At 49.2% G+C, this 26,782-nt stretch carries 32 protein-coding genes and 3 pseudogenes; 11 read left to right on the top strand and 24 right to left on the bottom strand.

All coding sequences use genetic code 11. The annotated features are described in order from the left end of the window. Nucleotides 1-214: 214 nt before the first annotated feature. The 5 genes from EHV07_RS06315 to EHV07_RS06295 all read right to left on the bottom strand — a co-directional run bounded on the left by EHV07_RS06315 (nucleotide 215) and on the right by EHV07_RS06295 (nucleotide 5,902). Entirely contained in the window at nucleotides 215-1,474 is a 1,260-nt protein-coding gene (locus EHV07_RS06315; protein ID WP_147196150.1) for a cytochrome c, read from the bottom strand. Nucleotides 1,475-1,485: 11 nt separating this feature from the next. Continuing rightward, nucleotides 1,486-3,255 (bottom strand): GMC family oxidoreductase, encoded by a 1,770-nt coding sequence (locus tag EHV07_RS06310; protein ID WP_147196148.1) that lies wholly within the window; start codon nucleotides 3,253-3,255, stop codon nucleotides 1,486-1,488. A 30-nt stretch (nucleotides 3,256-3,285) separates the two neighbouring features. After that, a complete protein-coding gene (locus EHV07_RS06305) occupies nucleotides 3,286-4,011 on the bottom strand; it encodes a gluconate 2-dehydrogenase subunit 3 family protein (protein ID WP_147200546.1) in 726 nt (241 codons plus the stop codon). Between the two features lie 405 nt (nucleotides 4,012-4,416). Continuing rightward, entirely contained in the window at nucleotides 4,417-4,911 is a 495-nt protein-coding gene (locus tag EHV07_RS06300) for a DUF1198 family protein (protein WP_147196146.1), read from the bottom strand. 127 nt (nucleotides 4,912-5,038) lie between these two features. Beyond that, nucleotides 5,039-5,902, bottom strand: coding sequence for a helix-turn-helix domain-containing protein (locus EHV07_RS06295; RefSeq protein ID WP_147196144.1), 864 nt, complete (start codon nucleotides 5,900-5,902; stop codon nucleotides 5,039-5,041). 178 nt (nucleotides 5,903-6,080) lie between these two features. Between EHV07_RS06295 and EHV07_RS06290 the strand changes: the two genes are divergently transcribed. Beyond that, nucleotides 6,081-6,986, top strand: a complete 906-nt coding sequence (locus tag EHV07_RS06290; protein WP_147196142.1) for a DMT family transporter — start codon at nucleotides 6,081-6,083, stop codon at nucleotides 6,984-6,986. 38 nt (nucleotides 6,987-7,024) lie between these two features. Here EHV07_RS06290 and EHV07_RS24870 read toward each other — a convergent pair whose 3' ends face one another. The 3 genes from EHV07_RS24870 to EHV07_RS06280 all read right to left on the bottom strand — a co-directional run bounded on the left by EHV07_RS24870 (nucleotide 7,025) and on the right by EHV07_RS06280 (nucleotide 8,619). Then, entirely contained in the window at nucleotides 7,025-7,249 is a 225-nt protein-coding gene (locus tag EHV07_RS24870) for a hypothetical protein (protein WP_254446320.1), read from the bottom strand. 36 nt (nucleotides 7,250-7,285) lie between these two features. After that, nucleotides 7,286-7,588, bottom strand: coding sequence for a hypothetical protein (locus tag EHV07_RS24865; RefSeq protein ID WP_254446319.1), 303 nt, complete (start codon nucleotides 7,586-7,588; stop codon nucleotides 7,286-7,288). A 71-nt stretch (nucleotides 7,589-7,659) separates the two neighbouring features. Continuing rightward, nucleotides 7,660-8,619 carry a chemotaxis protein gene (locus EHV07_RS06280; protein ID WP_147196140.1) on the bottom strand — a complete coding sequence of 320 codons (960 nt, stop codon included), beginning with the start codon at nucleotides 8,617-8,619 and terminating at the stop codon, nucleotides 7,660-7,662. 451 nt (nucleotides 8,620-9,070) lie between these two features. Between EHV07_RS06280 and EHV07_RS06275 the strand changes: the two genes are divergently transcribed. The 5 genes from EHV07_RS06275 (at nucleotide 9,071) to EHV07_RS06255 (ending at nucleotide 14,326) form a co-directional block, all read left to right on the top strand. After that, nucleotides 9,071-10,489 carry an amino acid permease gene (locus EHV07_RS06275; protein ID WP_147196138.1) on the top strand — a complete coding sequence of 473 codons (1,419 nt, stop codon included), beginning with the start codon at nucleotides 9,071-9,073 and terminating at the stop codon, nucleotides 10,487-10,489. 320 nt (nucleotides 10,490-10,809) lie between these two features. Next, on the top strand, nucleotides 10,810-12,168 hold the full coding sequence (locus EHV07_RS06270; RefSeq protein WP_147196135.1) for a VOC family protein: 1,359 nt from the start codon (nucleotides 10,810-10,812) through the stop codon (nucleotides 12,166-12,168). Between the two features lie 184 nt (nucleotides 12,169-12,352). Continuing rightward, a complete protein-coding gene (locus EHV07_RS06265; RefSeq protein ID WP_147196133.1) occupies nucleotides 12,353-13,327 on the top strand; it encodes a glutathione S-transferase family protein in 975 nt (324 codons plus the stop codon). After that, entirely contained in the window at nucleotides 13,321-13,932 is a 612-nt protein-coding gene (locus EHV07_RS06260; RefSeq protein ID WP_174822378.1) for an alpha/beta hydrolase, read from the top strand. The genes EHV07_RS06265 and EHV07_RS06260 overlap by 7 nt, the downstream gene beginning before the upstream one ends. A 184-nt stretch (nucleotides 13,933-14,116) precedes the next feature. Continuing rightward, nucleotides 14,117-14,326 carry a DUF1471 domain-containing protein gene (locus tag EHV07_RS06255; RefSeq protein WP_147196128.1) on the top strand — a complete coding sequence of 70 codons (210 nt, stop codon included), beginning with the start codon at nucleotides 14,117-14,119 and terminating at the stop codon, nucleotides 14,324-14,326. Nucleotides 14,327-14,503: 177 nt separating this feature from the next. On the opposite strand, the gene EHV07_RS06250 is transcribed toward EHV07_RS06255, so the two are convergent. Both EHV07_RS06250 and EHV07_RS06245 read right to left on the bottom strand, forming a co-directional pair. After that, on the bottom strand, nucleotides 14,504-15,613 hold the full coding sequence (locus tag EHV07_RS06250; RefSeq protein ID WP_147196127.1) for an S-(hydroxymethyl)glutathione dehydrogenase/class III alcohol dehydrogenase: 1,110 nt from the start codon (nucleotides 15,611-15,613) through the stop codon (nucleotides 14,504-14,506). A gap of 356 nt (nucleotides 15,614-15,969) precedes the next feature. Next, on the bottom strand, nucleotides 15,970-16,245 hold the full coding sequence (locus EHV07_RS06245) for a metal/formaldehyde-sensitive transcriptional repressor (RefSeq protein WP_147196125.1): 276 nt from the start codon (nucleotides 16,243-16,245) through the stop codon (nucleotides 15,970-15,972). 506 nt (nucleotides 16,246-16,751) lie between these two features. Here EHV07_RS06245 and EHV07_RS06240 point away from each other — a divergent pair. Further along, a complete protein-coding gene (locus EHV07_RS06240; protein WP_147196123.1) occupies nucleotides 16,752-17,072 on the top strand; it encodes a hypothetical protein in 321 nt (106 codons plus the stop codon). A gap of 221 nt (nucleotides 17,073-17,293) precedes the next feature. Here the strand turns inward: EHV07_RS06240 and EHV07_RS06235 are convergent, their stop codons facing one another. Continuing rightward, nucleotides 17,294-18,361, bottom strand: coding sequence for a mechanosensitive ion channel family protein (locus EHV07_RS06235; RefSeq protein WP_174822377.1), 1,068 nt, complete (start codon nucleotides 18,359-18,361; stop codon nucleotides 17,294-17,296). A gap of 909 nt (nucleotides 18,362-19,270) precedes the next feature. Between EHV07_RS06235 and EHV07_RS24860 the strand changes: the two are divergent. Together EHV07_RS24860 and EHV07_RS06225 are read left to right on the top strand one after the other, a co-directional pair. After that, nucleotides 19,271-19,641: pseudogene (locus EHV07_RS24860) on the top strand (hypothetical protein). Nucleotides 19,642-19,931: 290 nt separating this feature from the next. Then, entirely contained in the window at nucleotides 19,932-20,339 is a 408-nt protein-coding gene (locus EHV07_RS06225) for a hypothetical protein (RefSeq protein WP_147196119.1), read from the top strand. 32 nt (nucleotides 20,340-20,371) lie between these two features. Here the strand turns inward: EHV07_RS06225 and EHV07_RS06220 are convergent, their stop codons facing one another. The 3 genes and pseudogenes from EHV07_RS06220 to EHV07_RS06210 all read right to left on the bottom strand — a co-directional run. Beyond that, nucleotides 20,372-21,250: a S49 family peptidase gene (locus tag EHV07_RS06220; RefSeq protein WP_254446318.1), complete on the bottom strand. Its 879-nt coding sequence runs from the start codon at nucleotides 21,248-21,250 to the stop codon at nucleotides 20,372-20,374. 33 nt (nucleotides 21,251-21,283) lie between these two features. Further along, nucleotides 21,284-21,484 (bottom strand): hypothetical protein, encoded by a 201-nt coding sequence (locus EHV07_RS06215; protein WP_147196115.1) that lies wholly within the window; start codon nucleotides 21,482-21,484, stop codon nucleotides 21,284-21,286. 589 nt (nucleotides 21,485-22,073) lie between these two features. After that, nucleotides 22,074-22,271: pseudogene (locus EHV07_RS06210) on the bottom strand (terminase small subunit); the annotation flags it as partial. 25 nt (nucleotides 22,272-22,296) lie between these two features. On the opposite strand from EHV07_RS06210, the gene EHV07_RS06205 reads away from it, so the two are divergent. Continuing rightward, complete coding sequence (locus EHV07_RS06205) at nucleotides 22,297-22,734, top strand: hypothetical protein (protein ID WP_147196113.1); 438 nt, start codon at nucleotides 22,297-22,299, stop codon at nucleotides 22,732-22,734. On the opposite strand, the gene EHV07_RS06200 is transcribed toward EHV07_RS06205, so the two are convergent. The 3 genes from EHV07_RS06200 to EHV07_RS06190 form a co-directional block, all read right to left on the bottom strand. Next, nucleotides 22,731-22,943, bottom strand: coding sequence for a hypothetical protein (locus tag EHV07_RS06200; protein WP_147196111.1), 213 nt, complete (start codon nucleotides 22,941-22,943; stop codon nucleotides 22,731-22,733). The two genes, EHV07_RS06205 and EHV07_RS06200, sit on opposite strands and share 4 nt — an antisense overlap. A gap of 322 nt (nucleotides 22,944-23,265) precedes the next feature. After that, on the bottom strand, nucleotides 23,266-23,457 hold the full coding sequence (locus EHV07_RS25080) for an HGGxSTG domain-containing protein (protein ID WP_147196109.1): 192 nt from the start codon (nucleotides 23,455-23,457) through the stop codon (nucleotides 23,266-23,268). 198 nt (nucleotides 23,458-23,655) lie between these two features. Then, nucleotides 23,656-23,877: a hypothetical protein gene (locus EHV07_RS06190; protein WP_147196107.1), complete on the bottom strand. Its 222-nt coding sequence runs from the start codon at nucleotides 23,875-23,877 to the stop codon at nucleotides 23,656-23,658. On the opposite strand from EHV07_RS06190, the gene EHV07_RS24470 reads away from it, so the two are divergent. After that, the gene (locus EHV07_RS24470; protein ID WP_168199599.1) at nucleotides 23,876-24,040 is read left to right on the top strand and encodes a hypothetical protein; all 165 of its coding nucleotides are present in this window, start codon (nucleotides 23,876-23,878) and stop codon (nucleotides 24,038-24,040) included. The genes EHV07_RS06190 and EHV07_RS24470 overlap by 2 nt on opposite strands. A gap of 43 nt (nucleotides 24,041-24,083) precedes the next feature. On the opposite strand, the gene EHV07_RS24750 is transcribed toward EHV07_RS24470, so the two are convergent. The 7 genes and pseudogenes from EHV07_RS24750 to EHV07_RS06160 all read right to left on the bottom strand — a co-directional run bounded on the left by EHV07_RS24750 (nucleotide 24,084) and on the right by EHV07_RS06160 (nucleotide 26,443). Continuing rightward, nucleotides 24,084-24,344: a hypothetical protein gene (locus EHV07_RS24750; RefSeq protein ID WP_217363424.1), complete on the bottom strand. Its 261-nt coding sequence runs from the start codon at nucleotides 24,342-24,344 to the stop codon at nucleotides 24,084-24,086. An 18-nt stretch (nucleotides 24,345-24,362) separates the two neighbouring features. Further along, complete coding sequence (locus tag EHV07_RS24745; RefSeq protein ID WP_217363423.1) at nucleotides 24,363-24,518, bottom strand: hypothetical protein; 156 nt, start codon at nucleotides 24,516-24,518, stop codon at nucleotides 24,363-24,365. Between the two features lie 50 nt (nucleotides 24,519-24,568). Beyond that, complete coding sequence (locus tag EHV07_RS06180; protein WP_371419680.1) at nucleotides 24,569-24,748, bottom strand: hypothetical protein; 180 nt, start codon at nucleotides 24,746-24,748, stop codon at nucleotides 24,569-24,571. Between the two features lie 120 nt (nucleotides 24,749-24,868). Continuing rightward, a pseudogene (locus EHV07_RS24855) lies at nucleotides 24,869-24,973 on the bottom strand (phage terminase small subunit P27 family); the annotation flags it as partial. Between the two features lie 131 nt (nucleotides 24,974-25,104). Next, nucleotides 25,105-25,449, bottom strand: coding sequence for a hypothetical protein (locus EHV07_RS06170; RefSeq protein ID WP_147196103.1), 345 nt, complete (start codon nucleotides 25,447-25,449; stop codon nucleotides 25,105-25,107). 61 nt (nucleotides 25,450-25,510) lie between these two features. Beyond that, complete coding sequence (locus EHV07_RS06165; RefSeq protein WP_147196101.1) at nucleotides 25,511-25,864, bottom strand: HNH endonuclease; 354 nt, start codon at nucleotides 25,862-25,864, stop codon at nucleotides 25,511-25,513. A 39-nt stretch (nucleotides 25,865-25,903) separates the two neighbouring features. Then, the gene (locus EHV07_RS06160) at nucleotides 25,904-26,443 is read right to left on the bottom strand and encodes a hypothetical protein (RefSeq protein ID WP_147196099.1); all 540 of its coding nucleotides are present in this window, start codon (nucleotides 26,441-26,443) and stop codon (nucleotides 25,904-25,906) included. Nucleotides 26,444-26,782 lie beyond the last annotated feature (339 nt).

Below are 26,782 nucleotides of genomic sequence, written 5' to 3'. Positions count from 1 at the left end.
GCAAGTTCCGATTCGCCCCTAAAATGCGGCATATCCTGGAAAATTAATATGTAAACAATGAAACAAGAATAACAGCAGCGGGCAGGAAGAGGGTTCTGATAAAAGAAGCGGCGCTATGCCGCTTCCGGTGACATCAGGTTTTAAGCGCCAGGGTTAGCCTCAATTTGGCATCCGGATCGTAAATGGTCCTTATCGCTCGCGCTAACCTGTGCAATTACTCTTTACTCTTCAGGCTTTTGCGTACCTTCTCTACCCGATCAGCACTGACCGCGGCGGCTTTATTACTCCAGCCCTGACGAATAAAGGTCGCCAGCTGCGCCACGTCGTCATCGCTCAGACGGGAAGCAAAGCCGGGCATTGCCAGCGTTGACGGTGCTTTCGCGGTGGAGGGTTGCTGCGCACCAGCGAGGATAGTGTGAATCAACCCGCCAGGATCGTCAGCATTCACGATAGTCGCCTGATCCAACTGCGGGAACACCCCGGGTGCGCCTTTGCCGGTAACAAAATGGCAGGCACCGCAGTTATCGAGGTACAAACGTTCTCCGGTAGAAAGATTTTTCGCCGCGGTTAGTTTATTTTCTGTCGCTGTAACGGCTTTTTCATCAACAGCGGGCGCTGGCGGGTTGCCGCCAATAAACTTCAGATAAGCCGTAATTGCTTTCAGATCGCTGTCAGTCATATATGAGGTGCTGTGCTCGACAACGGAAGTCATCTCTCCGCCCACGGCAGCTTTGTCATTGCGGCCTTTCGCAAGATAATCAACCGTTTCCTGCCCGGTCCAGCGCGGTAAACCGCGCAGCGAAGGTACTTCCCAACCGTTCAAATTACCGCCAGAAAGGAATGTTGCATCACGGCTGTCGAGGGCTTTTTCATTCATACCCAAACCGCGAGGCGTATGGCAACTGCCGCAGTGCCCCAAACTTTCTACCAGATAGGCGCCACGATTGACCTCAGCCGTTGCGCCGCCAATTGGCTGGAAAGGCTTGTCAGAGACAAATGCCCAATTCCAAAAACGCATGCCCCAGCGCTGGCTGAACGGGAAACTGAGATCGGTTTTTGGCGGTTTTTCGGCACTCGGTTGCACACCCTTCATAAACCAGGTGTAGAGCGCATGCATATCTTCATCGCTAATTTTAGCGTAATCAGGGTAAGGCATCGCCGGATAAAGGCGCTTGCCATCTGGCAGCACGCCTTTACGCACGGCATCGGAAAACTGCTGCTCGCTATAATTGCCAATGCCCTGTTCTTTATCGGGCGTGATATTGGTCGAATAGATAGTGCCTAAATTAGAGTCAATCGCCAGACCGCCGGAAAAAGCGGGCTTGCCCGGAATCGAGTGGCAGGCACTACAGTCACCCAGCCGTGAAATATATTCGCCCTGCTTCAGCAGTGCCGCATCGTCTGCCTGAACCGTGGCGTTATAGCCCGCGCTCAGCAGTACAGCATTCGCGATAAAAAAAGGTAGCTTGTTCATTTTCATCTCGCTTATGCCTGTACCAGAGGACCGGGATTTTTCAGGTAGCGATCTTTAATCGCCGCCGCTGCCATTAGCGTCAATGCGCCGATGGTATCCGTTGGGTTAGCCTGAAAATTCTGCGGGAAGGCGTTGCCGCCAGGCACAAAGACGTTATGCACATCCCAGCTTTGCAGATATTTATTCAACGCCGAGGTTCTCGGATTATCGCCCATCACCGCGCCGCCCACGTTATGGGTGGAAACGTATTTGGTCAGGTCAAAGTGCGCGTCCATCGGCAGGAAGCTTTCGCTATAGCTGTCCGGGTTCAGTTCCTGAGTAATCTTGCTAACAACGCCTTTCAAATACTGTTGCAGCCTGAGTTCGTTCTGTTTCCAGTCAAACGTCATGCGCAGCAGCGGGTAGCCATATTCATCTTTGTAATTCGGATCCAGATCGAGATAAACATCACGATAAGACTGGCAGGTCGTGGTGATGCTGATCTTCATCGAATGGCCGTACCATTCTTCAAGCCCCTCTTTCCAGCCCGTCCCCCAGGCCGGCGTGCCTTTTGGCAGTGACGTACTGATTGGTGTTCCGGTAGCCTGAGAACTGTGGATTTTTGCTCCGCCAATAAAGCCCAGCGACGGCCCGTCAAAATTGCCCGGCGAGATATCGTTAAACATCTGTCCGGTCGCGCCAGCGGTGGCAAACGGGTTGAAGTTTTTATCTTTAAAGAACAGCGTCGAACCACCGTTGCTCAAAAAAGCATAATTTCGGCCAACCACGCCCTCTTCCGTAATCGGGTTATACGGCTGACCAATCCCTGAAAGCAGCATCAGGCGCACGTTGCAGAACTGGAAGCTGCTGAGCACCACAATTTTGGCGGGCTGGAAGCACTCATTGCCCTGCGCATCGATGTAGATCACCCCTTTGGCGGTTTTCTTGTCATCGTGCAGCACGACTTTCATTACGTTGGCATGCACTTCATACGAGAAGTTCTCCATGCGTTTAAGCGCATCCATCACCGCCGTTTGCGGTGAAGCTTTGGAGTAGTTCAGGCAAGGATATTTACTGCAATACCCGCAGTAGTTACAGGGCGCGATCTGGTTGCCATAAGGATTGGTCCAGGCGCGAGAAACGCAGGCTGAGGGGTTAGGAAACGGATGATAGCCGAGTTTTTTGGCGGCTTTGACGAACATCGTGTTATTGAGCGTATCTTCAAGTGCCGGCAACGGATAAGGCTCCGAGCGCGGCCCTTCAAAGGGATCGCCGCCTTCCAGTATTTGTCCGCGCAGGTTGCCAGTATTGCCTGACTGGCCGCAGATATGCTCAAATTTAGTGTAATACGGCTCGATTTCATCCCAGCTGAACGGGAAATCCATGATCCGCATATCTTCCTGTAAAATGCCAGGCTTATACGCCTGGTCGGCGTAGGTTTTCAGCTTCAAATCGGTTGGCGTTGGCCGAATCAAAACGGCCGTCCAGTGCAGCCCCGACCCGCCTACGCCGGTTCCGGGTGCAAAAGCGCCCCACTTGCGGGTTGGTAAGGCGGTTTGACTCATGTTGTAGCGCACCGTCACCGCCGCTTCTGCCGGTGTTGCCATCACTTTATTACGCACGCCGTAAGCATATTCATCAGCGGGTTTAGGATAGGCAAATTCTTCGTAACCCCGATCGCCACCACGCTCAAGCGCACGGACTTTTAAACCTGCCATCGCCAGCTCAATACTCATCAGTGAGCCAGCCCACCCCAGGCCGACCACAACAACGTCGACTTCTTCTTTATTTACTGTTGCCATTTTAAATCCTGCCAAACTTGATAAGGGAACTCAGGCGCGGTCGCCCCTGATGCCGATCGGACCGAGCGGATACGGGACATTGTGCTGTTTGACCCATTCCGTATAGCTGGCGCGCGCGCCGGGGAAGCCAATGGCAATCCACGCCTTCATCCCCTTGTTGCCGCCGTACATCGGATCGGCAAGATAGCCATGTTTGGTGTCCGAAAGCAGTTCGCTGAAGAACTGCGAGCCTTTTAGTGAGTTCTCTCCAAGCTCGGCAAAATTGACCTCGTTTTTCTGCACGCTGGTCAGTACCGCGTCTCTGTCTGCATCTGAGAGCTGATGAAAGGATTTTTGATGATGTTGTTCACACCAGGTGTTAACCAGCTTGATGCCGGTTTTATAAATTTGCTGAGGGCGGAAGGGAATCTGATAGCCCATGGTGGCTGGCGCGTGCACGTCAAACGGCCCCTGCATATAGATTTCGTCGCCAAAATCGCCATGCATTTGCTGATCGATAAAAATGGGCACATTGGTTTCCAGTGCGCCTGGCGCTTTACCTTTGCCACCGGCGGGGATCAGGCGATCGCAGGCGGCCATAATAAATTGCCATTCATCGCCTGCGAAAAAAATCGGTTGATAATCGAGCAGTTCAGGGGCAGCCATTTCTGCTGCCTGTGCTGCCGTTAATCCTTTAAAAACCATATCGCCCAGCGGCAGCGCTAACAGCGATCCGAGTAAAAACTTTCTGCGGGTAGTTTCTTTTTGAAGAAGCATCACATTACGACTCTCACATGATAATAAAATGTAATCGGAGTTAATAAATATCGTTATTAGAAAAGGCAAAAGTAATTTTATTGATATTTATATTTCAAAATGTAAGCAAAAGACGTGTTATGTTTAATGTTAAGTTTTTGTAATATTGTTAATTTCTTATTAAACTCGCCCAGGGCCATTTACGCTTAAAAAAAGCGCAACCGCCCCTTTTTTGTGCTGATTCCGACTCTTTTCCCTTCATAATCCTTTGTGTTTAATCAATGCAGGTGATAGTAACCACAATAAATAAATGGAAAAAACTCCGCAAAAAAAATGACACGAAGGAAGAGAAAATTAAGGGGCGGGAAAGGTGAAGAGGAGAAATAAAAGACGCGCCGCAGTTATCAGCGCATCCCTGAGAAGAAGCTAGTGCCGGTTAAGCCGGGAGTGAAGCGGAATAACGTTGCTGGGAGATTCAGATAAAATCGTTTCATCGGCAGCAAAACGCGCATTGTAACGCTGACGAAAATCGTTCATTTCATAAGCATCGGGTTCCAGTTCACGCAAAAACACCATAGCCAGCCGGACATGCTCATTGGATAACTCGAGCGGCAGATAGGCTTTACGTAAAACGCCGCGCCAGAAAGCGAGGCTCTCATCAGATTCATCAACAATAAATACCTGATAGATCAGCAGTACGCTGGCAGCATTACTTAAATGCGCTTCGCTATCGCGTGAAAGATAGTCAACAAACTCCTCGCCCGCTTTACGCCCCATCAGGCTGATGAGCGATTCGACATAAACGGGATCGAGATTCAGCCGTTTCGTTAAGGCACGTGACGCGCGTCGGGCTTTAGAGTTAAGTACGCGAAAACCAATAATAAAAACCACAACAAGCGTGGCAAGCATCAGCCAGATCATTCATCATCCTGTGAAACCAGATCTGCATCCGGGGAAAGTGATCGAGGGCATCAGATTAACAGCAGGGCGCGGCGCAAAGCAATCGAGCGCGCTGAAGCGGCCTGAGAAGGGGCAGGAACCGCCTGCCTCAGCGGCGCAGCGCAGAAGGCGCTATGCCATAGACGCTTTTAAAACGGTTGCTGAAGTGGCTGGAGGAGTGAAAACCGCACTGTAGGGCAATCTCGGTCAGCGGCAAAAGCGTGTGCCGCACCAGCTGCTCGGCCTTCATCATTCGCTGCTGCATGACGAACTGATGTGGCGCAAGCCGGGTCGACTGTTTAAACATGCGGGCGAAGTGGAATTCACTCAGGCAGGCCTGCTGCGCCAAATCTGCCAGCGTCAGCGGTGAGGCCAAATGCGCCTCAATATAAGCGAAAATATTGCGCAACACGCTGGGTGCCAGACCGCCACGCACGTCAGGCAGCCGCCAGTTAACCTCGCTGTAATGTTGCAACAGATGCGTCAGCAGCAGGGTTGACGCACTGCTCAGCGTCAGATGATTAGCGTTATTACGCCAGTCGCAGCCGAGTAAAAAATGCCGGTAAAGCTGCGTGATACGGCTGTCCTGCTGAAAAACCTGCATATCCAGAGAAATCGTGGCTGGATGGCGATCCCAAATCTGTTCAGCCAGATGGCGCAGGTGCGCATCGGTGCAGTATAAATGCACAAAGCTGAATTCTCCCCGCACATCCCACGTCGATTCACTGTCTGCAGGCAACAGGCAAAAACGATCGGGCGCGCCGCCGTTTTTCCAGCCTGCTGGCGTTTTATGCCAGGTATCAAAGCCCCCTTCAACATACATACTGAGCGTATGATGATCGCTAAGTTGCGTCACCCGATCGAAATTATTACGCCAGGCCGCCAGCTGGATACCCGATCCAAGCTGTACGCTTTCCTGAAGCCGCGCACGATGCTGGCTAAGATTTTCAAAAGCGTGATAAGTCTTGTTCATGGTGTTCCACTGTCGCTCCCGGAAACCTCAGCTTAATGAAGGCAGCGGGCAGAAACCAGCCCTTCTCCGGCCCGCAGTGAAATTAAGCGCAAGAATTTGCAAATCAGCGCAACGCCCTGCAAGCCCACCTGACGCAAAAACGCCACACTGTGGAAAAAGGGTTAGGTTGGGAGAGAGTATGAACGCCATTTTATATTTGTTGGTGGTGGTTATTTGGGGAACAACCTGGATAGCGATTGTGATGCAACAGGGCGTAGTCCCGGTAACGGTGTCGATTTTTTGGCGTTTTTTGCTTTCGGCTGTGGCGATGATGGTGGTATTGCGCCTGCTGGGACGCTTACGAAAAATCAGCCTGCGCGATCATTTTTTTTGTCTGTTGCAGGGCTGCTGCGTGTTCGGCTTTAATTTTGTCTGCTTTTACCATGCCGCTGCCTGGATCAGTAGCGGCCTGGAGTCGGTGATCTTTTCCATGGCGGTGCTGTTTAACGCCGTTAACAGCATGATTTTTTTTCGCCAGCGTCCTCATCCACATCTCCTTCCCGCTGCGCTTGCGGGCATCGTCGGCATTGTGGCGCTGTTCTGGCACGATGTAACGGCCGCCAGCCTGACGCCTTCACTGCTTGCCGGTATTGGCCTTAGCGCGCTGGGAACGTTAGGGTTTTCGCTCGGCAATATGATTAGCACGCGGCATCAGCGCCATGGTCTTGAGATTCTCTCGACCAATTCTTATGCCATGCTGTATGGCGCGCTGGTCATGGGCGCTATCAGCCTGGTAAAAGGCGAAAACTTTATGCCGGAAATCTCCCTGCGCTATCTGGGCTCGCTAGTTTACCTGGCTATTTTTGGCTCGGTGATCGCCTTTGCCGCCTACTTTACGCTGGCAGGACGCATCGGTGCTGGCCAGGCGGCCTACAGCACGCTGCTGTTTCCACTGATTGCGCTGACGCTTTCCACGCTGTTTGAAGGGTATGTCTGGCACGCCAATGCGGTTATTGGTCTGGTGTTTATTCTGGCAGGAAATCTGGTGATGTTTGCGAAACCGTTTAGCCTGCGGCGCGTTGTCGCCAGGCCAACATCTTCCTGACCGCCAGCTGTCGCGGCCAGAAAAAACGGCGGTTAGCGTCAGTACTGGCAGTCCATCGCCGATTGCGGCACTTTTGCACCCGCTTTTAGCTTGATAATCAGCTGCACATTAGGCTCGGTGCCAACGGTGCGGCTGATATGCCCGTTATGACCGCCCTTGCCTTTTGCGCCGTGATCGCCGTTAAACTGCATTTCGCCCGGCCCCTGCACCAGCTTGCTGCCGTCTGAGGATTCGACCGACCATTTGCCAGAAAGCGTAATCACCCACTGCGGGCCCGGTGCGGAATGCCAGCTTCCGACTTAGCCCGGCGGCAGAACCGCATAAGCGATGCTTTCAACCTGGTCAGGCGATACGCCAATCCACTGCGGCGCAGCCGGAGGCGCATAGCTTTTATAATCCAGCCCTTCTAACCGACAATGGCCGATATGGGTTTCGCCTTTATCATCGGCCCACAAATTGGCATAGCTCACCGGCGGCTGGATTTTGCCCTCTACAGTCGTCCTGACGGATGAATCAGCCGGAACGGCTTTGACTTCAGATTGCGCGGCATAAGTGCACAGCGGCAGACACATAGCGGCTGCCGCAATCAACGATCGCTTCATAACTTTCCTCAGTGTTAACAATGCGGCATAAGCATAGCAGTGATAAAAGAGGGCCGATATTTTGCGACAAATTAACGTACTGCTTCTTCCAGCACTTTATGAATAACCGCGGAAAGTTCATTAATTTCAAATTTCGCGACGTAGCCATTAGCGCCGACTTTCCGCACGTGATCTTCGTTAGCGCTGCCAGACAGCGAGGAGTGGATCACCACAGGAATATTTTTCAGCAGCTGATCGTTTTTAATATTACGGGTTAACGTAAAACCGTCCATTTCCGGCATTTCCAGATCGGTCAATACCATGGAGATCTTGTCATGGATGGAGACACCTTCCGCCTGTGCCTGCTGAGAAATCAGCTTAATTTTTTCCCAGGCCTCTTTACCGGTAATGTGCATTTCCGCCGGGATACCCATCACTTTCAGACCCTGCTCCAACATCTGACGCGCTACCTTCGAGTCTTCGGCCACGATTGCGATTGAACCCGGCTTGATGTTGAAGGCTTTGAGCTTGACGTCGCTTTCTTTCACATCACGAACGGAAGGGATAACGTCATGCAGGATTTGCTCAACGTCCAGTACCATTGCCATGCTGTTGGTTTTGTCATCCAGGCAGGCGATGCTGGTAATATTACGGCTGCTGATACCGGATTCAGCGGTATGAATTTGGTTCCAGTTAAGACGAACAATGTCATCCACCGATTCCACGGCAAATGCCTGGGTACTACGCGCGTATTCCGTTACCAGCAACAGATTCAGACCCGTTTCCGGCGTGCAGCCAGCAACCGCAGGCAGATCGATCACCGGGATAAACTGCCCGCGAATGTTAGCCATACCCAGCAGGGGCGATTTCATTCCGGCCGCTTTGGTGATCGGCGGCATTGGCACGATTTCACGCAGTTTGAACACGTTAATACCGAACAGCTCTGATTTTGCATCGTTCTGATCTGAACCGAGACGGAATAACAGCAGCTCAAACTTATTGGATAAGGCGAGATTCGCTCTCTCATCAATCTCTTTCTGGAAATTATCCATCACTACCTCTGGGTTGCCTTGCTGATTGTACGGTGAGAAAGCCGGGCGCCATGTTGCACCCGGCTCATCATTCTGAATGTGTTATCGGCAGCGGCGAAGAAAAGTACAGGGGAGTGATAAAAGAGTTGTTACGCAGAGGCAAATTCCAGGATGCGCATTTTGATGCCGGTTTGCGCCCTGAACAGCGACAAAAGTCATTAACTCATTCCCATTTGTCGTTTGTATGATTTTTGTTCTAACCAGATACTCAGGCCGGACAGAGTGGGAAATAATATGACTTATCATGAAGATAAGAAAAAACTATGACAAACCACCCCTAAAGCTTTTACTCCCATCTTTCGGCGGGTCAGAATCGAATAAGGACAAAAGCGGTGATAATTCAAATCACTGGAAAAAGGGAATTTAAAAAGGAGTGAAGCCTTAACATCACCACCAACATGCAGGATAAGCTATGAGTTACTCACCAAAAGTGCAGTCTTCTCTCGGCGACGGATTATCCAGTCGTCAGGTCACCATGATCTCTGTAGCCGGTATTATTGGTGCCGGGTTGTTTATCGGTTCGGCCAGCGCGATTGCCACAGCAGGCCCTGCCATATTAGTTTCTTATGCGCTGACCGGCTTTCTGGTCTTACTGGTAATGCGTATGCTCGGCGAAATGGCCGTGATGCATCCAGACTCCGGTTCCTTTTCGACTTATGCCGCACGCGCGCTGGGCCCCTGGGCAGGCTTTACCATCGGATGGTTATACTGGTGGTTTTGGGTGCTGGTTATCCCGGTAGAAGCGATAGCCGGCGCCAATATTCTCCACTCCGCTTTCCCCGCCCTTCCCGCCTGGGTTTACACCGTTTCCATCATGACTTTACTCACCGTCACTAACCTGTTTAACGTAAAAAACTTTGGCGAGTTTGAGTTCTGGTTTTCAATTATTAAAGTCGTCGCCATCATGGCATTTATTGTGGTTGGCGTACTTGCCGTAACCGGTTACTGGCCGCTGGCACAGATTAGCGGTTTCTCCCGCCTTTACGATCATGGCGGATTTATGCCGCACGGCGCTGGCGCAATTTTGTCGGGCGTGTTGATTACCATTTTCTCTTTCTTTGGGGCGGAGATCGTGACGATTGCCGCAGCCGAGTCGAAAAATCCAGGCCAACAGATCCGCCGTTCAACCAATCTGGTCGTCTACCGTATTGCCCTTTTCTATCTGCTGTCGATTTTTCTCGTTGTCTCTTTAGTCAGCTGGAACGATCCACAACTGAAAGAACAGGGAACCTTTCAATATGTGTTGAACGCGCTAAACCTGCCTGGCGCTGAATTTATCGTCAGTGCCGTGGTCTTTGTCGCCGTTTGCAGCTGCATGAATTCCGGGCTTTATACTGCCTCACGCATGTTCTATTCGCTGGCCCAGCGTGGCGATGCCCCTCAATCCGGCACGAAAGTGTCTGCGGGCGGCGTACCACAAGTGGCGGTATTAAGCTCAACGCTGGCTGGTTTTGCTGGCTGCCTGGCTAACTATGCGTTTCCGGGGAAAGTCTTTGATTTTCTGCTTTCCACAACCGGTGCCATTGCGTTACTGGTCTACCTGGTTATTGCCGTTTCTCAGCTGATCATGCGTCGGGCAATGGAAAATAAAGGCCAGTCTCCGGATTTCAAAATGTGGCTGTTTCCCTGGCTGACGTTATTTACCATTGCCATTATTCTAATGGTGTTAGGTTACATGTTTATTTCACCGGATTATCGTTATGAAACGCTGATGACAACGGCAGTGACGCTAATCATGTTAGCGTTAAGCTTTTATGTTACCCGCAATCGTAAAGTATCCCGCGGTGTAAGCAGCAAGCGTCGGGCTGAATTGCAAAGCCGAACGATTTAATGCGCTAAAAAGGGTTCCCCAGTGACCTGAAGAACCCTTTATAAAGGCGCTTGCGGTGCGGCAACATCATCCGTGCCTGAATAAGGCGGAGAGGACTCTCCGCCTCCAGGTTGCCACTTAGCGGATTCGTAAGCTATGAAAGCCGCTGCCTCATCACTATCTGGAATTAACTCTGGCGCTGGATAGCTTTGTGCCATCTGCCTGGCCGTGATGAAAACCCTGAACGATACTCATCTCAGGAAAGGGGTAACACTAAACCAACGGGCGCCGTGTACCCTTCGCGCTAAATCCCTTCACAGTCGTGACCATAAGGGCTACTTATGACCCAGCAGAACGTTTCACCGGATACCATCCGCGATCGGTTTTCTAAAGCGATGTCGCTGATGTACCAACAGGAAGTGCCGCAGTACCGTACGCTGTTGCAGATAGTGAAAGAAGTCAACACGCTCTATTTGCAGGCGCATCCGGATACTTTTGCCGATTCTGACGATGCAGAAGAACTGAACCGGCTGGATGTGGAACGCCATGGCGCCATTCGTCTTGGCAAGCCGGAAGAGCTGGCAACCATGCGCTTGTTGTTTGCCGTAATGGGCATGCAGCCGGTTAGCTACTATGATTTGTCCGCCGCGGGTGTACCGGTACACGCCACCGCTTTCCGGGCAGTCGAAGAAGCCTCACTGCAATACAATCCCTTCCGCGTTTTTACGTCTCTGCTGCGGCTTGAACTGATTGATGATGCGGCTCTACGGCAAAAAGCGCAGCAGATCCTTGCTCAACGCGATATTTTTACGCCGCGCGTGCGCGAACTCATTGCTCTTAACCAGAAAAATCAGGGGCTCGACGAGACGCAGGCAGACGAATTTGTTCAGGAAGCGCTGAAAACATTCAAATGGCACAGCGAAGCGCAGGTTGATGTCGCAACCTATCAGTCGCTGCTGGCGCATCATCGTTTGATTGCCGATGTGGTGTCGTTTAAAGGCCCGCATATCAATCACCTGACGCCCAGAACGCTGGATATTGATGCGGTGCAAAAGCTGATGCCGCACTATCAGATCGCAGCAAAAGAAGTCATTGAAGGGCCGCCGCCTCGCCAGGTTCCCATTTTGCTCAGGCAAACCAGTTTTAAGGCACTCAGTGAGAAAATTACCTTCGCCGATTCATCCGAAGGGCTGCATACCGCGCGCTTTGGTGAGATCGAACAGCGTGGTCTGGCGCTAACGCCTCAAGGCCGCGCTTTATACGACAGGCTGTTACAGCAGGCTTCCGACGATGCCGACCACAGTCAGGAGGAGACTCATGACGCGCAGCTGGCCCGATGCTTTGCGGCTTTCCCGGATAACGTGACGGATCTGCGCCAGCAGGCGCTGGGCTATTTCCGTTACCGCCTGAAACCCGGCGCAGTGCTGCCTGAAGCCAGAGCCTCACGGGCGCATCTGGAGGCCTTAATCAGCGAGGGCATTGTTCAGGCAAAACCGATCATTTACGAAGATTTTCTGCCCGTTAGCGCAGCGGGAATTTTCCAGTCAAACCTCGGCAGTGAAAGGGGTGCGGTACATAAAGGCAATCCCAACAAACTGGCTTTCGAATCGGCGTTGGGTTGCCCGGTGATCGATGAGTTTTCGCTTTATCAACGTCTTCAGGAAAATTCGCTGACGGAGATTTTTGGCGAAAATCGATAAGTTATGGCGATGGCAGGCAGATCTGCTCCCGCCGGAATCGCCAGCACACTTCACTGAGACGACTTCCGTTCAGGATGATTATTTCCTTTTTGGAAACAATCATCCTCAATTCAGCCGTATAATCACCATTATGGAAATAAGCTATCCTGACTTTTTTGTATTTTAAAAAGAGCAGGAGAAGCTTATGTTGGTTAACGGAAAATGGACCGCAGACTGGCACCCGGTGCAGGCTAAAGATGAGAAAGGCGGCTTCGTTCGCCAGACCTCCAGCTTTCGGCACTGGGTAACACCGGACGGTTCGCCAGGGGTTACCGGTGAAGGCGGGTTTAAGGCCGAGCCGGATCGCTATCACCTTTACGTAGCGCTGATTTGTCCATGGGCGTCACGCACGTTAATTGCCCGCAAGCTAAAAGGCCTGGAAGAGATCATTAGCGTATCGGTCGTTGAACCCTGGCTGTTGGATGAAGGCTGGCATTTCGGCGACTATCCCGGCGCTAATCGCGATGAGCTGAATCAGGCGGAATGGCTGCATCAGCTTTATACGCGAGCAGATGATACCTATACGGGCCGCGCCACCGTGCCGATATTATGGGACAAAAAGAAACAAACTATCGTCAATAATGAATCCGCGGATATCGTGCGTATGTTCAACGCCGGTTTTGGCGATCTTGCCCGATCGGAACAGGATCTTTATCCCGCCGAATTGCAAAAAGAGATCGATGCGCTGAATGCTGAGATCTATCCTGCACTCAACAATGGGGTTTACCGTGCCGGTTTTGCCACCACGCAAATCAGCTATCAGGAAGCCTGTCATGATGTGTTCGCCATGCTGGATAAACTGGAGAACAGGCTGAGCGACGGCCGAAAATTCCTCTTGGGTGAAAAGATAACCGAAGCGGATATTCGGCTGTTTGTCACGCTGATACGCTTTGATGCGGCCTATCACGGCCTGTTCAAATGTAATCTCCGTCAGCTTCGTACTTTTGCGGCGTTATTTGGCTTTACCCAAAGAATGTTGGCTGTTCCCGGCGTACGTGAGACAGTTAACCTTGATCATATTAAACAAGGCTATTATTCAATCAAAGCGCTGAATCCAAACGGCATTGTGCCCGTTGGGCCGGATTTGAGCGATTATGGCTTTAGCGAGGGAATATCATGAAGAAACTGGTGGTTTTACTGCACGGCGTGGGAAGTTCAGGCGCCGATTTGGAGGGACTGGGACACTATTTTCAGCCCTCTTTTCCGGACGTTATTTTTTCTTCGCCGAACGGCACAGAAAAGTTTGATGGCGGCGGCGCGGGATATCAGTGGTTCAGCGTAACGGGCGTTACCGAGGCTTCTCGTCCGGGACGCATCGTCAATGCCCGGGCAGCATTTGATGCCGCGATACAGCAGATTTTTGCAAAACACGCCATCGATCCTGAACAGGATCAGGTGATTTTTCTTGGCTTTTCTCAGGGGTCGATAATGGCGCTCGATGCATTAGTCAGCGCTCGCCTGCCGCTGGCGGGCGTCGTCGCGTTTTCCGGACGTTTATCTTCACCACAACCCTATGCTACCGCGAGCAACACGCCAGTTCTGCTGGTTCATGGCCAGGCCGATCCGGTTATTCCGTGGCAGGAAAGTGAAAGCGCAGCGGCAAAATTGAGCGAGGTTGGCATCCCGGTAACGACCTTCTTCGAAACCGCCCTTCCTCATACCATTTCGATGGACGGTATCAATAAGGCAACGGCTTTTATCAGCCAGTGTTTCAGTAAAGCTTAATTTTTTTCTGGCCTTTAGCGCTTTACAGCCTGTAAGGTCAGATTCTCCTACCTGCCTTTGTCAGTCAATTTTTTTGAGTGAGTTTAGCAAATAGTTCCGCTTACTCTTTGCACATATCACGCGTAATATTTATCCCATCGAGACAGACCGTCTCTCACTTTAAAAGTAACATCGGGAATTTATTATGAACATCATCAAAAAAATTGCAGTATCAGCGCTGTTTTCTGGCGTATCATTTGCGGGTTTTGCTCAGACCGTAACGGCCTCTGCCGATACGCTTGACGGCGCAGAAGCAAAAATCGCGGCTCAGGCAGAAAAAGCCGGTGCGTCTTACCAGATTACGGAAGCTTTCTTCAATAACCATGTCCATATGACCGCTGAGCTGACGAAATAATATAGGCGCTATTCACTGAGGCTGTTGACATAGCTCAGGCGCGAGGAACGCTGGCCCTTCATAAAGATGCAAAAAACGGCATCCGTGCCAGCCCCGTCCGGGCCGTCCATGGCCCAGGACGCTTTGTTCCAGGCCAGCATTCCTCATGCTTTAGGTTTGTCAGCAGTCTGACTCCCCTCAATAATGAATAACGGAACGAATAGATTTTCCTTCATGCATTAAATCGAAGGCTTCGTTAATTTTGTCCAGCGTCATGGTATGAGTGACAAAAGGCTCCAGCTCAATTTTTCCTTTCATGGCGTCTTCCACCATGCCCGGCAGCTGGCTACGGCCTTTCACGCCACCGAATGCAGAACCTTTCCACTGCCGTCCTGTCACCAGCTGGAAGGGACGGGTCGCAATTTCCTGCCCCGCCCCTGCCACACCGATAATGATTGACTGGCCCCAGCCACGGTGAGCACTTTCCAACGCCGCACGCATCACATTGACGTTACCGATACACTCAAAAGAGTGATCCACGCCCCAGCCGGTCATTTCAACAATCACTTCCTGAATCGGCCTGTCGTGATCTTTTGGATTGACGAAGTCTGTCGCGCCGAACTTCTTCGCCAGTTCAAATTTAGCCGGATTGGTATCGATAGCGATAATGCGCCCCGCTTTTGCCTGACGTGCGCCCTGAATCGCCGCCAGACCGATGCCGCCTAAACCAAAAATCGCCACCGAGTCGCCTTCCTGAACGTTAGCGGTGTTGTGAACCGCACCAATTCCGGTGGTCACGCCACAGCCAAGCAGGCAAACATGTTCGTGATTGGCTTCAGGATTGATTTTGGCCAGCGACACTTCCGCTACTACGGTGTACTCACTAAAGGTTGAGCAGCCCATGTAGTGATAAATCGGCTGGCCATTGTAGGAGAAACGCGTGGTGCCATCTGGCATTACGCCTTTTCCCTGCGTCGCACGGACAGCGGTACACAGGTTGGTTTTGCCTGACTTACAGAACAGGCACTCGCCACATTCCGCGGTGTAAAGAGGAATAACATGATCGCCAGCCTGTACGCTGGTCACGCCTTCGCCAACTTCTACCACCACGCCAGCCCCTTCGTGACCCAACACAACCGGGAAAAGCCCTTCCGGATCGTCGCCCGATAAGGTAAAGGCATCGGTATGGCAGACGCCGGTATGGCTGATTTTGATTAACACCTCACCGGCGCGAGGGGGTGCAACGTCTAATTCGACAATCTGCAAAGGTTGACCGGGACCAAATGCAACAGCAGCACGGGATTTCATAACATGTTCTCCAGGAGGGGAATATTCACGCCAGAGCCCTTCTCTGACGGCTGACCTCAGTAAAACCTGGCGGTCATTTAGTGGGGGGGACTATACCGAATATACCCCCCTGGGGTATATATATTTACGGAATTTTTTGCGCTGTATTCGCCAAATTATGCCTGCTGGCACTTTTATCCGCACATATCTGGCAGGGGGTGTTCTGTTAATACGTTGATAAATAGTTAAATAAAAGAAAAGCCAGCGCGTAGAGGCGGTTTAAATAAGGGCTGTTTGACAGAGTTGGGCGTGACGTCGCGAATATGCAAAATCGCGGCTGAGTGCATATCGACGACGCACTCAAATTTGCTGTGGGATCATTTCATATAAGAACGCATCAGACCAAGAAATTCGGCAATTTGTTTTTCGGACAGACTTTGTTCACCCGTCTGACCAAGAAATTCTTCGCGAACGTAGCTTTCCAGAATCTCAGACATCAGGCCGCTCAATGCGCCTTTCGCTGAAGCAATCTGCTGCAAAATCGGCGCACAGTCAGCACCCGCTTCGAGAGAACGCTGTATTCCTTCACATTGACCCTGAATACGTTTGATACGGTTAAGCGCTTTTTTCTTGTCTTCGGCTGAGTGCGGCATAAAACCTCGTTATTCAATCTTATTAATGTTTTCTCATGATAATCTGAAGCGCTGGCGACCGGGCAACCACATTTAAGCTGCGAAAACAGCAAACGGCGATTGTTTTTTTGGAATTTTTTAACGCCCCGTGCGGTTCGATCGGCTCCCTGCCAGCGGCCAACATTCTGCCAGATTTTCCCCGGATAACAAATTTCAGGCGAAAAATACCGCCTTTTAACCCACCCCAGGACTTGTCTTAGTCTGGCACTGTCATGCTTTTTTGTGATCTATGTTAAGAAATAAAGGTAATTTTACTTTACTGTGGACGATGTTCTACAAAAGATAACTTCTGTTTTACTTTGCCCGCGTCCCCCCGCGGGCCTTTTTTATGCTTTCTGGTTTTATGCTCATTTCTTCCTGAAAAAATGGGGATCTCGCCTCTTTGCCGGAGGAACATTCCGGCTAACCGGTTCTCATGTCATCAACTGCTCTCCATTTTTGGGTGAGCAGAACAGAAGGTGCATACCATGTCACGTTCAGTCAGGCTTATCGCTCGCAATCAGCAAGGTCTTTCTCGCTGGAACTGGAACTGGGACGCAATTAATAAACGATCGGCCGTTATCATTACCGCCGCGGAGTGGGCAGCGGGTACCGACCCTACCGATTCAACCGGCAGACCGCATTTAGGGGATGCGATAATTTACGTGACCAATATCGGGCCGCACGATCCCGAAGGCGGTCCCGGCGGCGTTGAATTTTATCTGCACGTCGACTGGAAAACACCGTTACACGTCCAAATTACCATTACGGTTCTCGATCAGGTTGAAGACGTTCGGGTTGTAGGTTGACGCGCTAAGTCAGGCAAATGGCCAGATTGCTCGGTTCGGTGCGATCTCAGCGCCATTCATGCGCATTCACGCAAAGAGCCAGGCAGGAAAATTGCCTGGCTCTGTAAACCGGTACGATAACGGCGTTACTTCGCGCGTCTTCATCTCCATCGGGTAGTCCCGCCATGACACTCCCTGTTACCCGACTGGCTAAATACCTCTAACTTACTGAATTTTTCCAACTATAAACTGCCAGGATCGGTCAGCGTCGCCCTTACGTGAGGAAGACTCTGGGGATAATTTTGCTGAATAAACTCAATCATTTTTTCCCGCACGTGACAGCGTAAATCCCAGGCCGTTGGGGAATTCTGTGCAGTCATTAATAATCTGATAGTCATGGTTTTTTCAGTAGTATCAGTTACCTGGAGAACCTGAGTCTCCTGGTCCCAAAGTTTTGTTTCACTGAGTACTTTTTCAAAATGCTTACGCAAAGGCTCGAGTGGCATTGAATAATCGAGGTAAAGAAAAACCGAGCCTAATATTTGTGCGTTATTGCGCGTCCAGTTCTGGAAGGCATTTTCTGTAAAATAGGTAATGGGAAGAACCAGTCTGCGCAGATCCCAGATACGCACAACGACATAAGTCAGGTTTATCTCCTCAATCCAGCCCCATTCCTTTTCAACGACGACAGCATCATCGATTTTTATGGGCTGCGTGAACGCTATCTGAATTCCGGCAAACAAATTGACAAGCGACTTTTGAAGGGCAAACCCAATTATTATTCCGGCAACTCCGGCACCGGCCAGAATGGTAGTACCGAATTTTCGAACACCAGGGAAACTCAGTAAAATCAGAGAAACACAGAATGTCACGAGAACGACGATAACGACTTTTTTCACATACATTATCTGGGTGCGGACTTTGCGGGCACGAAGATTATTTGAAAGATTAATATCGTAGCGTATAAAAAGCATATCCTGCGCTACATTAGTTAAGCGAATTAAAATTGAGCAAAATGATAATATAATAAATATATTAACGGTCGTTGTAATAAAATCTAAAAAGTCTGGCTTGATGTTAATATAATTAGCCCCTACATTTATTAACAGTAAGGGGATGAAAAGAAACATTGATCCACGAAGATGCTTTTCAAGTGATTTGAACAGCTTTCGGTCACGATTTTGCCAGTAGCGGATGAACCTGAGAAGGATAAATCGGGCCAGAGAACCCACTAAGAATGAGAGAGTGATGAGCAATACGGCAGGCACCCACGGTGGAGCGCCAGATAACTCACTAAATATCAATGGCATCATTTTCCCTTATGTTCAGCTAACAACCTTTAGTTGTCAGATAAGTCAAAAAAAGCAGTAACCATTCTCTTAGCGGTCATCTGCGGATTAGCTGATTAACAAATATTAGTATATGAAAAATTTAGCAATCTGACCTCCCAGAGACTAAAAAACCTCAGCCTGTTTTAGCAACCTGTTCCTGCATGCACCAGGTTAAGGTGTTCTTCTGTTTACCCGTTTTGCTTCTTCAACATGTTATGCTCGGCAGAAGTCTGGCCAAAAAATCATCTCCAGGCGCGATAAGAGCTAAATTCAATCATATCAAGCTAACGGAAATTTCAACTGCCGTGAGAAAGAATCCTGTCGTGCCGAAAACAACTCCCGAAAAAACGCTGAGATATATAAGATAAATTTATGCTATTAACGATGCGCCTACAGGTCTTCTGTATTCTCATACATTGAATGAAGATTAAGTGAATAAAAATGAATATTACTTATTCTCTCGTGGCGCGTTTAAAAGAATTATGGGTGTCTGAGACAAACAGGAAGGGATGACAAGCACATGTTTGTTCACGTTGAAACTGCATAGCGGCACGGAAGCGACAAGTACGTGAAATTGACTCGCTTTTGGGGAGTGACGACACAAATCTGTCCCATGGAGAAAATCTGAAGGTTGGGAAAAGCGGGTAATGTATTGAAAAGTAATGGCCCCTACAGGATTGAATAATAACTAACAAGCCAATGTTAAATAACAGTATTTATCAGTTTAAAAATAACACATACCCCCAAAGATACCCCCAAATGTTTTTGTGACAACCTATTTTGGCTATTTTTTATCCACAACAGGCGCATTCAACTCGCTGTATAACGCGATAAGCTGAAACCCTTATTGTATGATAGATCTCTCCTACATTAAGGAAGCCACCAGCCATGAGAATGACCAGCCGTAAAAAGAGATACTGAGTTTCTTCGAACTTGAGCACCGCGAGTGGGTAACGGGTGAGATTGGTGCGCTGCCGTTCGATGTATCCGGGGTCGCATATCTGCTCAGTGGCATGGACTCATTCAAATCACGACATCATTTGGAATCAGCCAGACGAACGCTAGGGGCGATGGTTAATGATGGGCTGCTGGAAAAGATCACCAGCTATGAGCAGCGGCAGGACAGCACACAGTCAGGGGCAGGCAAAGGCGTATGGTGTAACTGCTCCCGTTACGGCCTTCCCGGTTTATGTTTGGTTATGCGGGACGATAGCGGCAAGCTAAACGAGATTGACGGGGAAGCGGTTCGGGTAGGTTAGAAGATAACGCAGTAGTCAGAACGGATTATTAGCTTTGCTAATGACACTTCCTTATTGTAGGAGGGATGCGGATTTTTCTCTCTATATAATTAACCAAAAACGTGTCGTTCAGTTGGTTCAGTTGGTTCAATTTGTAAAGGCGGTTGTTTTAAAAGGATTAATTTCAAAAAAGTGAACCAACACACCCCCCAATTGAACCAACAACGGGGCTACCTGAACCAACACATTTTCATGTCTTACACTGTCTTACAATGATAAAATAGCTATCTATTCCCTGAACCTGGTGGCTTATGAGCAAATCCCTGTCTGTTACGTTCCGCGTACCTGCTGAGTTAAGCGGTGATTTCAGCGATGCGATTATCGCTGCTGGTGGTGATAAAACAGCATGGCTGGTCGATGCTATTCGGCAGAAACTGAACCGGCCAGGCAGTAACCCTGACGCGCGCATGATGGCACTGGTGGAACGCATGGAGGTGGCCGCTGCTGCTCTGATCGTCGGTAAGCAGGGCGTGCCGGGCTTGCTATATGATGAAGGTGCGGTAATCCGCATCGTTGCGGAGACTATCAGGCAGGGCTTTGACAATGGGCGCATCATCGCAGAGCGGCTTAACGAGGCTGGGTATCAGACAAAGGCTGGGAAGGCATGGGATAAGGATATTTACAGTGCTTGGAAAAGGAAAGTTAAGGGTGGTAGGTAACCACGCCCCCTTCACTCATAGAGGGCATGATTTTAGTTCTGATTGGGAACATTCCACATCATTGTACTTCCGTTATGATTTTCAATGATCTTACATGCCGCGCTACTACCAAACGTATGCATGTAACTATGATGAATTGTTAGCACCAAATCTTGGAAGGACTGATCATCTTCAAGGTCTATGACCTTTAGACCAATGGATTTTGCTTTCTCAGCATGTAAGTGCCGCGCATGCGTATAGGTTGTCGCATGATTATTCAGCTGGTCACAGATATTTTTTGCCTTATCTGCCGCATCATGTTCACCGGCAAACATACCCGTTATCAGCCATTCATGTACTATCTCTGACGCCCATCGAATGGCTTTTTCACATTCACCGATTAAGGTGGGATGAAGTTTTTGCAACGAGAATTGCCACCATGCTAAAGCTGCTGGGTTGGATGTGATTTCCCGCTTAGCCCGTTCGTATTCTTCCAGAATACCATGGACTGGCATACCGCCCATCTGCGGATCAAAAGGTCCGATATTTGATTGTTTACCCATTACAATCTCTTTGGCACAGCATGCGAGCATAGTTCCACATGACATAGAAATCATGGGCACGATTGCACGGATATCTGTTCCAAACTTCGACCGCAGATACTTCCCTATCGACTCTAGAGCCGCGATATCACCGCCTGGGGTATGCAGTATCAGATCCAATCCTTTTGATGTATCAAGGCCATGAATGGCCGACATTAATCCGTTTTTGTCATCGTCAGTCATTGAAACGAGATTTGTTACTTCTTGGCCGTTTTTTTGAAGAAAGCCAGAGTAGTAAGAAATAACGTTACGTCCTGTATGGTTAGCAAGCTCACCTAAATATTTTTTTCGGACTTTGTCCAAGGGGCTGCTTTGGGCGAGAATCGTCATCTCGCCCAGTACGTCTATCCAATTTGGCATAAATTAGTATGAATAAAGGTTATAAGTTTCTGATTTTCCAGTATTGTTTTGCTGTTTAGTACCATATGAATACTCAACTTCAATGTGGCTACTTTGGTAATAGCTATGACCGGCAATGCGCTGAGCATACTGCTCTACGGTCTCATGCAACTTAAATTCTTCAGGTTCAATGCCGTTGGTTTTGTAGAATTCGGTGACAGTCATAAATCCTCCAAACTACATATAGCGTTTATTTTTGTTGTTAACTACCACATGTAGTGCTTGTTTACTTTTAGATACGAAAAGAGCCTCTAAAGAGGCTCTGATCAGGTGCTACTGTTGTGAGCATTTTTATATCAAATAAAATATTTGAGCAAGAAAAAAACTGTACTAAAGATGCTCAAGCCACAGTATCAGACCCATCTCACAGGTAACTATAGAACACATAGTTAGTATCGGCTTCCTTTATAGAAACATTAGCTTATTAGAGTAAAACTTCATGTTGTTGTGAAATGCTCGAGGTACGGCTGTAAAAAATTAATGAAATTCCAAGTCTTATGTTACATGGAAGTCGAAGCATTTGAGGTTTCCCCGATGATACTCAGGGGTTCCGGCCCTGTGCTTGTGACACTCTTGTGGCTGTAGGGCTTACGAAACGCTGGTGCAGATAATGAAAAGAGTATGCCTGCAGAGTAGCTCATCGCACTAAATGCCGATCTGTTTTTTCGCCATTTCTTCGTTTGCTGTTCAATCAGCTCGCACCTTCCTGTTTACAGTGAATGTTCAGGTATTCTTTATGCTAAATGCGGCTGGCGGCGTCAATCTGCAAGCGACCATTGCTATCAGCTTTGAGTTCAGCGATTCTGTTTTGGATGTCAGGTTTTGACAGGTTTTCGGATGCGGTACGGTTCGCGGTGTTCTCGCTGTACTCCGCCCGAATGGCCGCTTGCGTGGCGTTCAAATCGATGAGGTACTCGCGACAAAAAATTTCTTGTTTGTCGGTGAGTGCCATGTAACCTCTACTTTAAGGATTAAAAATGAGTGAACTTGGGCTTGCTGAATATCTTCCTGCGATAAGGAATTATCGAGAGATGCTTGAGGACAAGCAGTCTGACTTTTGGGATTATTTGGTTGGGAAGACAAGGGCAGACAGAAGCTACACTGGTGTTTTTGAATTCGACGATGGTCCTCCAAATAAAATAATCCTAAACGGCGTCGCAATCACGTTAGTTGCCTCAGCTAGGATTGTTTTTCAAGACAAACAACCAGTTTCTCTTCAAGAGTTCTCTGTTGAAAGAGATAAGAAATTAATTCCTATAGTAAGGCTTTACTCAACTTTGGAGGGGGAGTTTTACCTTGGTGACATTTCAGATGAAGGATACATCGATACTCATCTAAAAAAACTCTATCGGGAGTTTTTCGATGAAGCAATTAGAAGTTTATCTAAACTTGGGTTTATTTCATTACCAATTTAGATCAGCAACTTCTGCCACCTTTCCTCTTCATCGATAACCGGCTCATACTCCGTCTTAAGCACGTCATCCGGCGCGAGGTATACCCACGCGCCATCTTCTTTGGCTACACCGATGAAGCTGTTAACCATCTCAGGCTGAGATCGGTTCATCAGGCCTTCGTGGGTTTCACCTGACTTAGTGGTTACTGTAATGCGGTAGGTGTCAGGCATAATTATTCCAATTAAATTTCTTTTAATTTCAAAGACATGAAAAATATTTTCATAAAAAGTATGTTTTTAGGCCGAGGCTTCAACTCAAAACGCTAATTACTTGCTCTATGGTTTTTCGGAGCAGGAAATGAAATCTCTTAACACATTAGCTTTAGTCCTTTTGTTCATGCTTTTTTCCCTTGTCATGCCGGAAAAGAAATTGGACTATGTCGTGCAAATTTTGAGCCTGGTTTTACTTATCGTTAAAGCGTTGAAGGATAAATAGGGGCGCTGAATCTATCCGATCATCATCAGACGCACTCGTAAATGCGCCTTGTGATGGTCACGCTCCCTTTTCTCGCTGCCAACGCCGATAGCCTTCCAGCTGACGGGCTTTACCCTCTGCAGTTATTGCTCCCGTACTGTGGCCACCATGATACTTGCAGCGCCCATTGCTGTTGATGTCAGTACGCTTGCATGGTGTTCCGGCTCGGGTTTTGGCTGCGCATGGGATATGGCGCAATTCTTCAGGCATCGGCTCATGGACGGGCTTTAACTCGTGTCGATACCCTGACGCCTGCCAGCGGTCAAAGCGCTCTCTCTGACGCTGGTGGTAGGCTTTCAGCTTCTTTAGCTATGCCGCTCTGCTGTCCATCTCATTACGCCTCAAAGTTAACTTTTGTCAGGTATCCATGGGGTAGGGCAAGGAGTGCGAACCCAAGTGCCGATCTCGCTATGTCTTTTCGCTGCCGTCACCCACCAGCAACGCCCTCAATTCTGAGGACTGCGGAAAGCTATGCCCGCGCAGTGACAGGCGCTCTATGGCCTTCTCATACGCTCCTGAAGGGGCATTGCCTGCTAACTCATCCATCAAGGCAGAAATTACCTGCATATCACCATCTTTCGGCGTCATGGCCTTTTCCAGCCGGTTTAGTTGTGCCAGCAGACTACCCATGATGATCACCCTTTTGAGTAAGCTCATTATGGCGCTGTGCTTCTTCAGCCGTGGCGTTGCGGAAAAGCCCTTTATCCTTCACCCAGCCGCCACCACACTGGCGGAACCATCAGGGCTGACGCCAATCAGCCAGATTTCATCGGGGCCGCTGCTGGTGGTTTGAGCGCCGATAGTGGCCTCCAGTGCTTCGATTCGCCGTAACAGGCTTATTGTCCGCCCCCCTGAGTTTTCTCCAGCTCAGCGACACGCTCAGCCAGCTCAGTGATTTCGATAATCTTCGCCACGTTCGCCAGGCCATCCAGAATCATTTTCCCCTGGTCGGCCGGCAGTTCTCCCGCGGCAATTGCTTTGACCACAGAGCGGGCCGCTGCTGGTAAATCGCTATCGTCCAATTCGAAAGAAACAGGCTGATAAACCGGCTTACTCGGTGGCACTACTCTGTCTAGGATGAGGCGGCAGGCAGCCATATCGCCTTCTTTAGCCGCTTACAAAATGGTTTTAACGGCATCATCAGCGCCGCCTTCCAGCGCGCGCCTTAGTTCAGCCGCTTTACTGCTTCGCCCGCCGGGATTACCCGATGCGCCTTTCTTCCATTTGCCACCTTTGTCACGGCTGGCCTGTTCTTTCGTGCTGTCAGGCATCTTTCTGCCACCTTGCGCTATTTCTCATACCCGTTTCACCTTGACCAAACTCAATAGGATTGTGACTCCTGACCCAGCTGAGTGAGCGCTTTATCTAACAGGCCGCGAGCTATGACGTGGATAGTCGGCGCGATGCCTAAAGACGATTTGGCGCGTTCCTGCTCCTGAATTTTGCGCAGGGCTTCGATTTGTTCAGTGCGGATAAGGACAGGTTTCACGGTTGTCTGGATCACTATAAATTCTCCTGGGCGGTAATAGAGCAAGTCATTTCATATATTGGGATAATGATTTTTTTGTTGCTATTTATGAAATGTTTTTATACGAATTTTTGTTCAGTACCCTGAATTATTAGGTACCCCTTTCTCTGGCTTAGGCTCGCTCTCGTTTACCGGGCGCTTGGATGGGTTCCCCCTCACCAAAACCAAGTGTGACGGGGTTTTCGGTGGTCCTGACATGGGGGAAACTCCACTGAGAGGGTACGTTGGGGGTACCCATAAAAAAGTTTTCTAACCTGCGGCGATGCGAGAAAAACTTAGGCGGCGGTCCTTTGTGGCGCAGGCTCTGAACTCTTGACCCGCCCTACCCGTTACTTCAAAGTTTGGGTTAAAGTGACGACAGTAATTACCAATGCGCTGATACAACTAATGATGGTTACAAAAGCGATTATTGATGCATGAAATCCCGGCATAAAACCTTTCCTAGGATTTTTAAAGCGTCGACATTGGTCCAGCACATTAGATATCCAATACCCGAGCATTATTATCGCGCTTACTCCATAAATTACGGCCATTACTTTCCCTGCTCCAGGATAGCCACGCTTATCAGTCAGGATGACTATAAATGTCATGGCTGCTATCAGGGTTACATAGCTCGCTGTATCGTTAACCATCTTGGTCATAAATGCAGATGCTTCACCTCGTTGTAAACTCATAGCTTTCTCCTTTGTTTAATAAGGGAGTTATCGTCTGTGAGTTTTTAAAAAAATAAAATAGCTAAGTTCTGGATTTTTCTTTCGCCGTCTTAGCCTTATGGCATGCCCAGCACAACGATTGCAGGTTGCTGTCGTCGTCTGTCCCGCCATGGGCTTTAGGTTTGATGTGGTCAACGGTGGATGCAGGTACAGGCTTACCGTTCTTCAGGCATTGCTGGCAGATGTGCCGGTCACGTTTCAGGATACGGGCGCGGATAATGTCCCACTTACTGCCGTATCCTCTCTGGTGTCTGCTCTGTCCACGCTGATGCTGCTGCCAGCCTTCATTGCGGTGGTCATCACAGTAACCGGAGCGATCGATTGTCGTCTTACAGCAGCTGAGCTTACGACATGCGCTAGGGATAGCTGATGGCATGCTGCTCACTCCAATAAAAAACCGCCCGGAGGCGGTTCGCTAAACGCTTTTAAGAGTTTCGAGGAAGCCTTTATCAACTTTAAATTTCTTCTTATGTTGAGTAGCCAGGCGCACAGAAATACAAAGCTTATTTACGTCACCATGCGCTTTAGCTATATCATTCTTCAATTCTTTCAAAAACTTATTAAAATCCGGTGTTTCAATGATAAAAAGCGCAGACTCGCCATGCTCAATCTTCTTTGGCAATTTCGTAGAATATGGACTTGGGAAAAGGTTAAAGATTTGATCTCTTCCCCCGAACTCCCAGGTTATCGAACTTATCATAATGGGAGTGAGGCCTACATTAGCTACGTCAATCATTATTGCCTGAAAGCACTGTCCATTTGGAGCAATAAGCCCTACTGATTGCGAAACTACGAATTTAGGGACCGGTTTTCTATTTGCAATATACAGAGAAGTGACAACGGCCATAAAGGTCGCAGCTCCCGCAAACCAAGTCGCAAACATCATCCAAAAAGTCCATTTTGCTGTTTCTTGTGTGGCAATCATGGTTTCAAAAGAAGTTAGATCAGCATCCATTATTGAGTTCCTGAGTAATACTCGTGAACTCACATTTTACTGCAAACACCAATTTATAAGTACTGCTACAACCCTGACACTTGCATTCCAACGAGTTCAGCTCTGCTTCTGTCAGTGAAATAATCTTGCTCAGCGAAGTCAGTAATTCCGAAGCTGGACGCATCATCGGGCGCATTCGTAAATGCGCCTTGTGATGACATCCGCAGTCAGTCTCTGTTCTTTCGGCAGTCGGCAGGCAGCCAGACACCACTGCATGACTTCGCCCCGATTACCGGAGCATTCGGGGTTTTGATCATGATTGTTCCAATAAAAAGACCGCTTGGAGGCGAGCGAGTGGGT

The organism is Pantoea sp. CCBC3-3-1 (assembly GCF_007981265.1).
Taxonomy (GTDB): Bacteria; Pseudomonadota; Gammaproteobacteria; order Enterobacterales; family Enterobacteriaceae; genus Erwinia.
The sequence above is the reverse complement of the archived record's forward strand: the minus strand, read 5'-3'. Positions and strand labels throughout refer to the sequence as shown.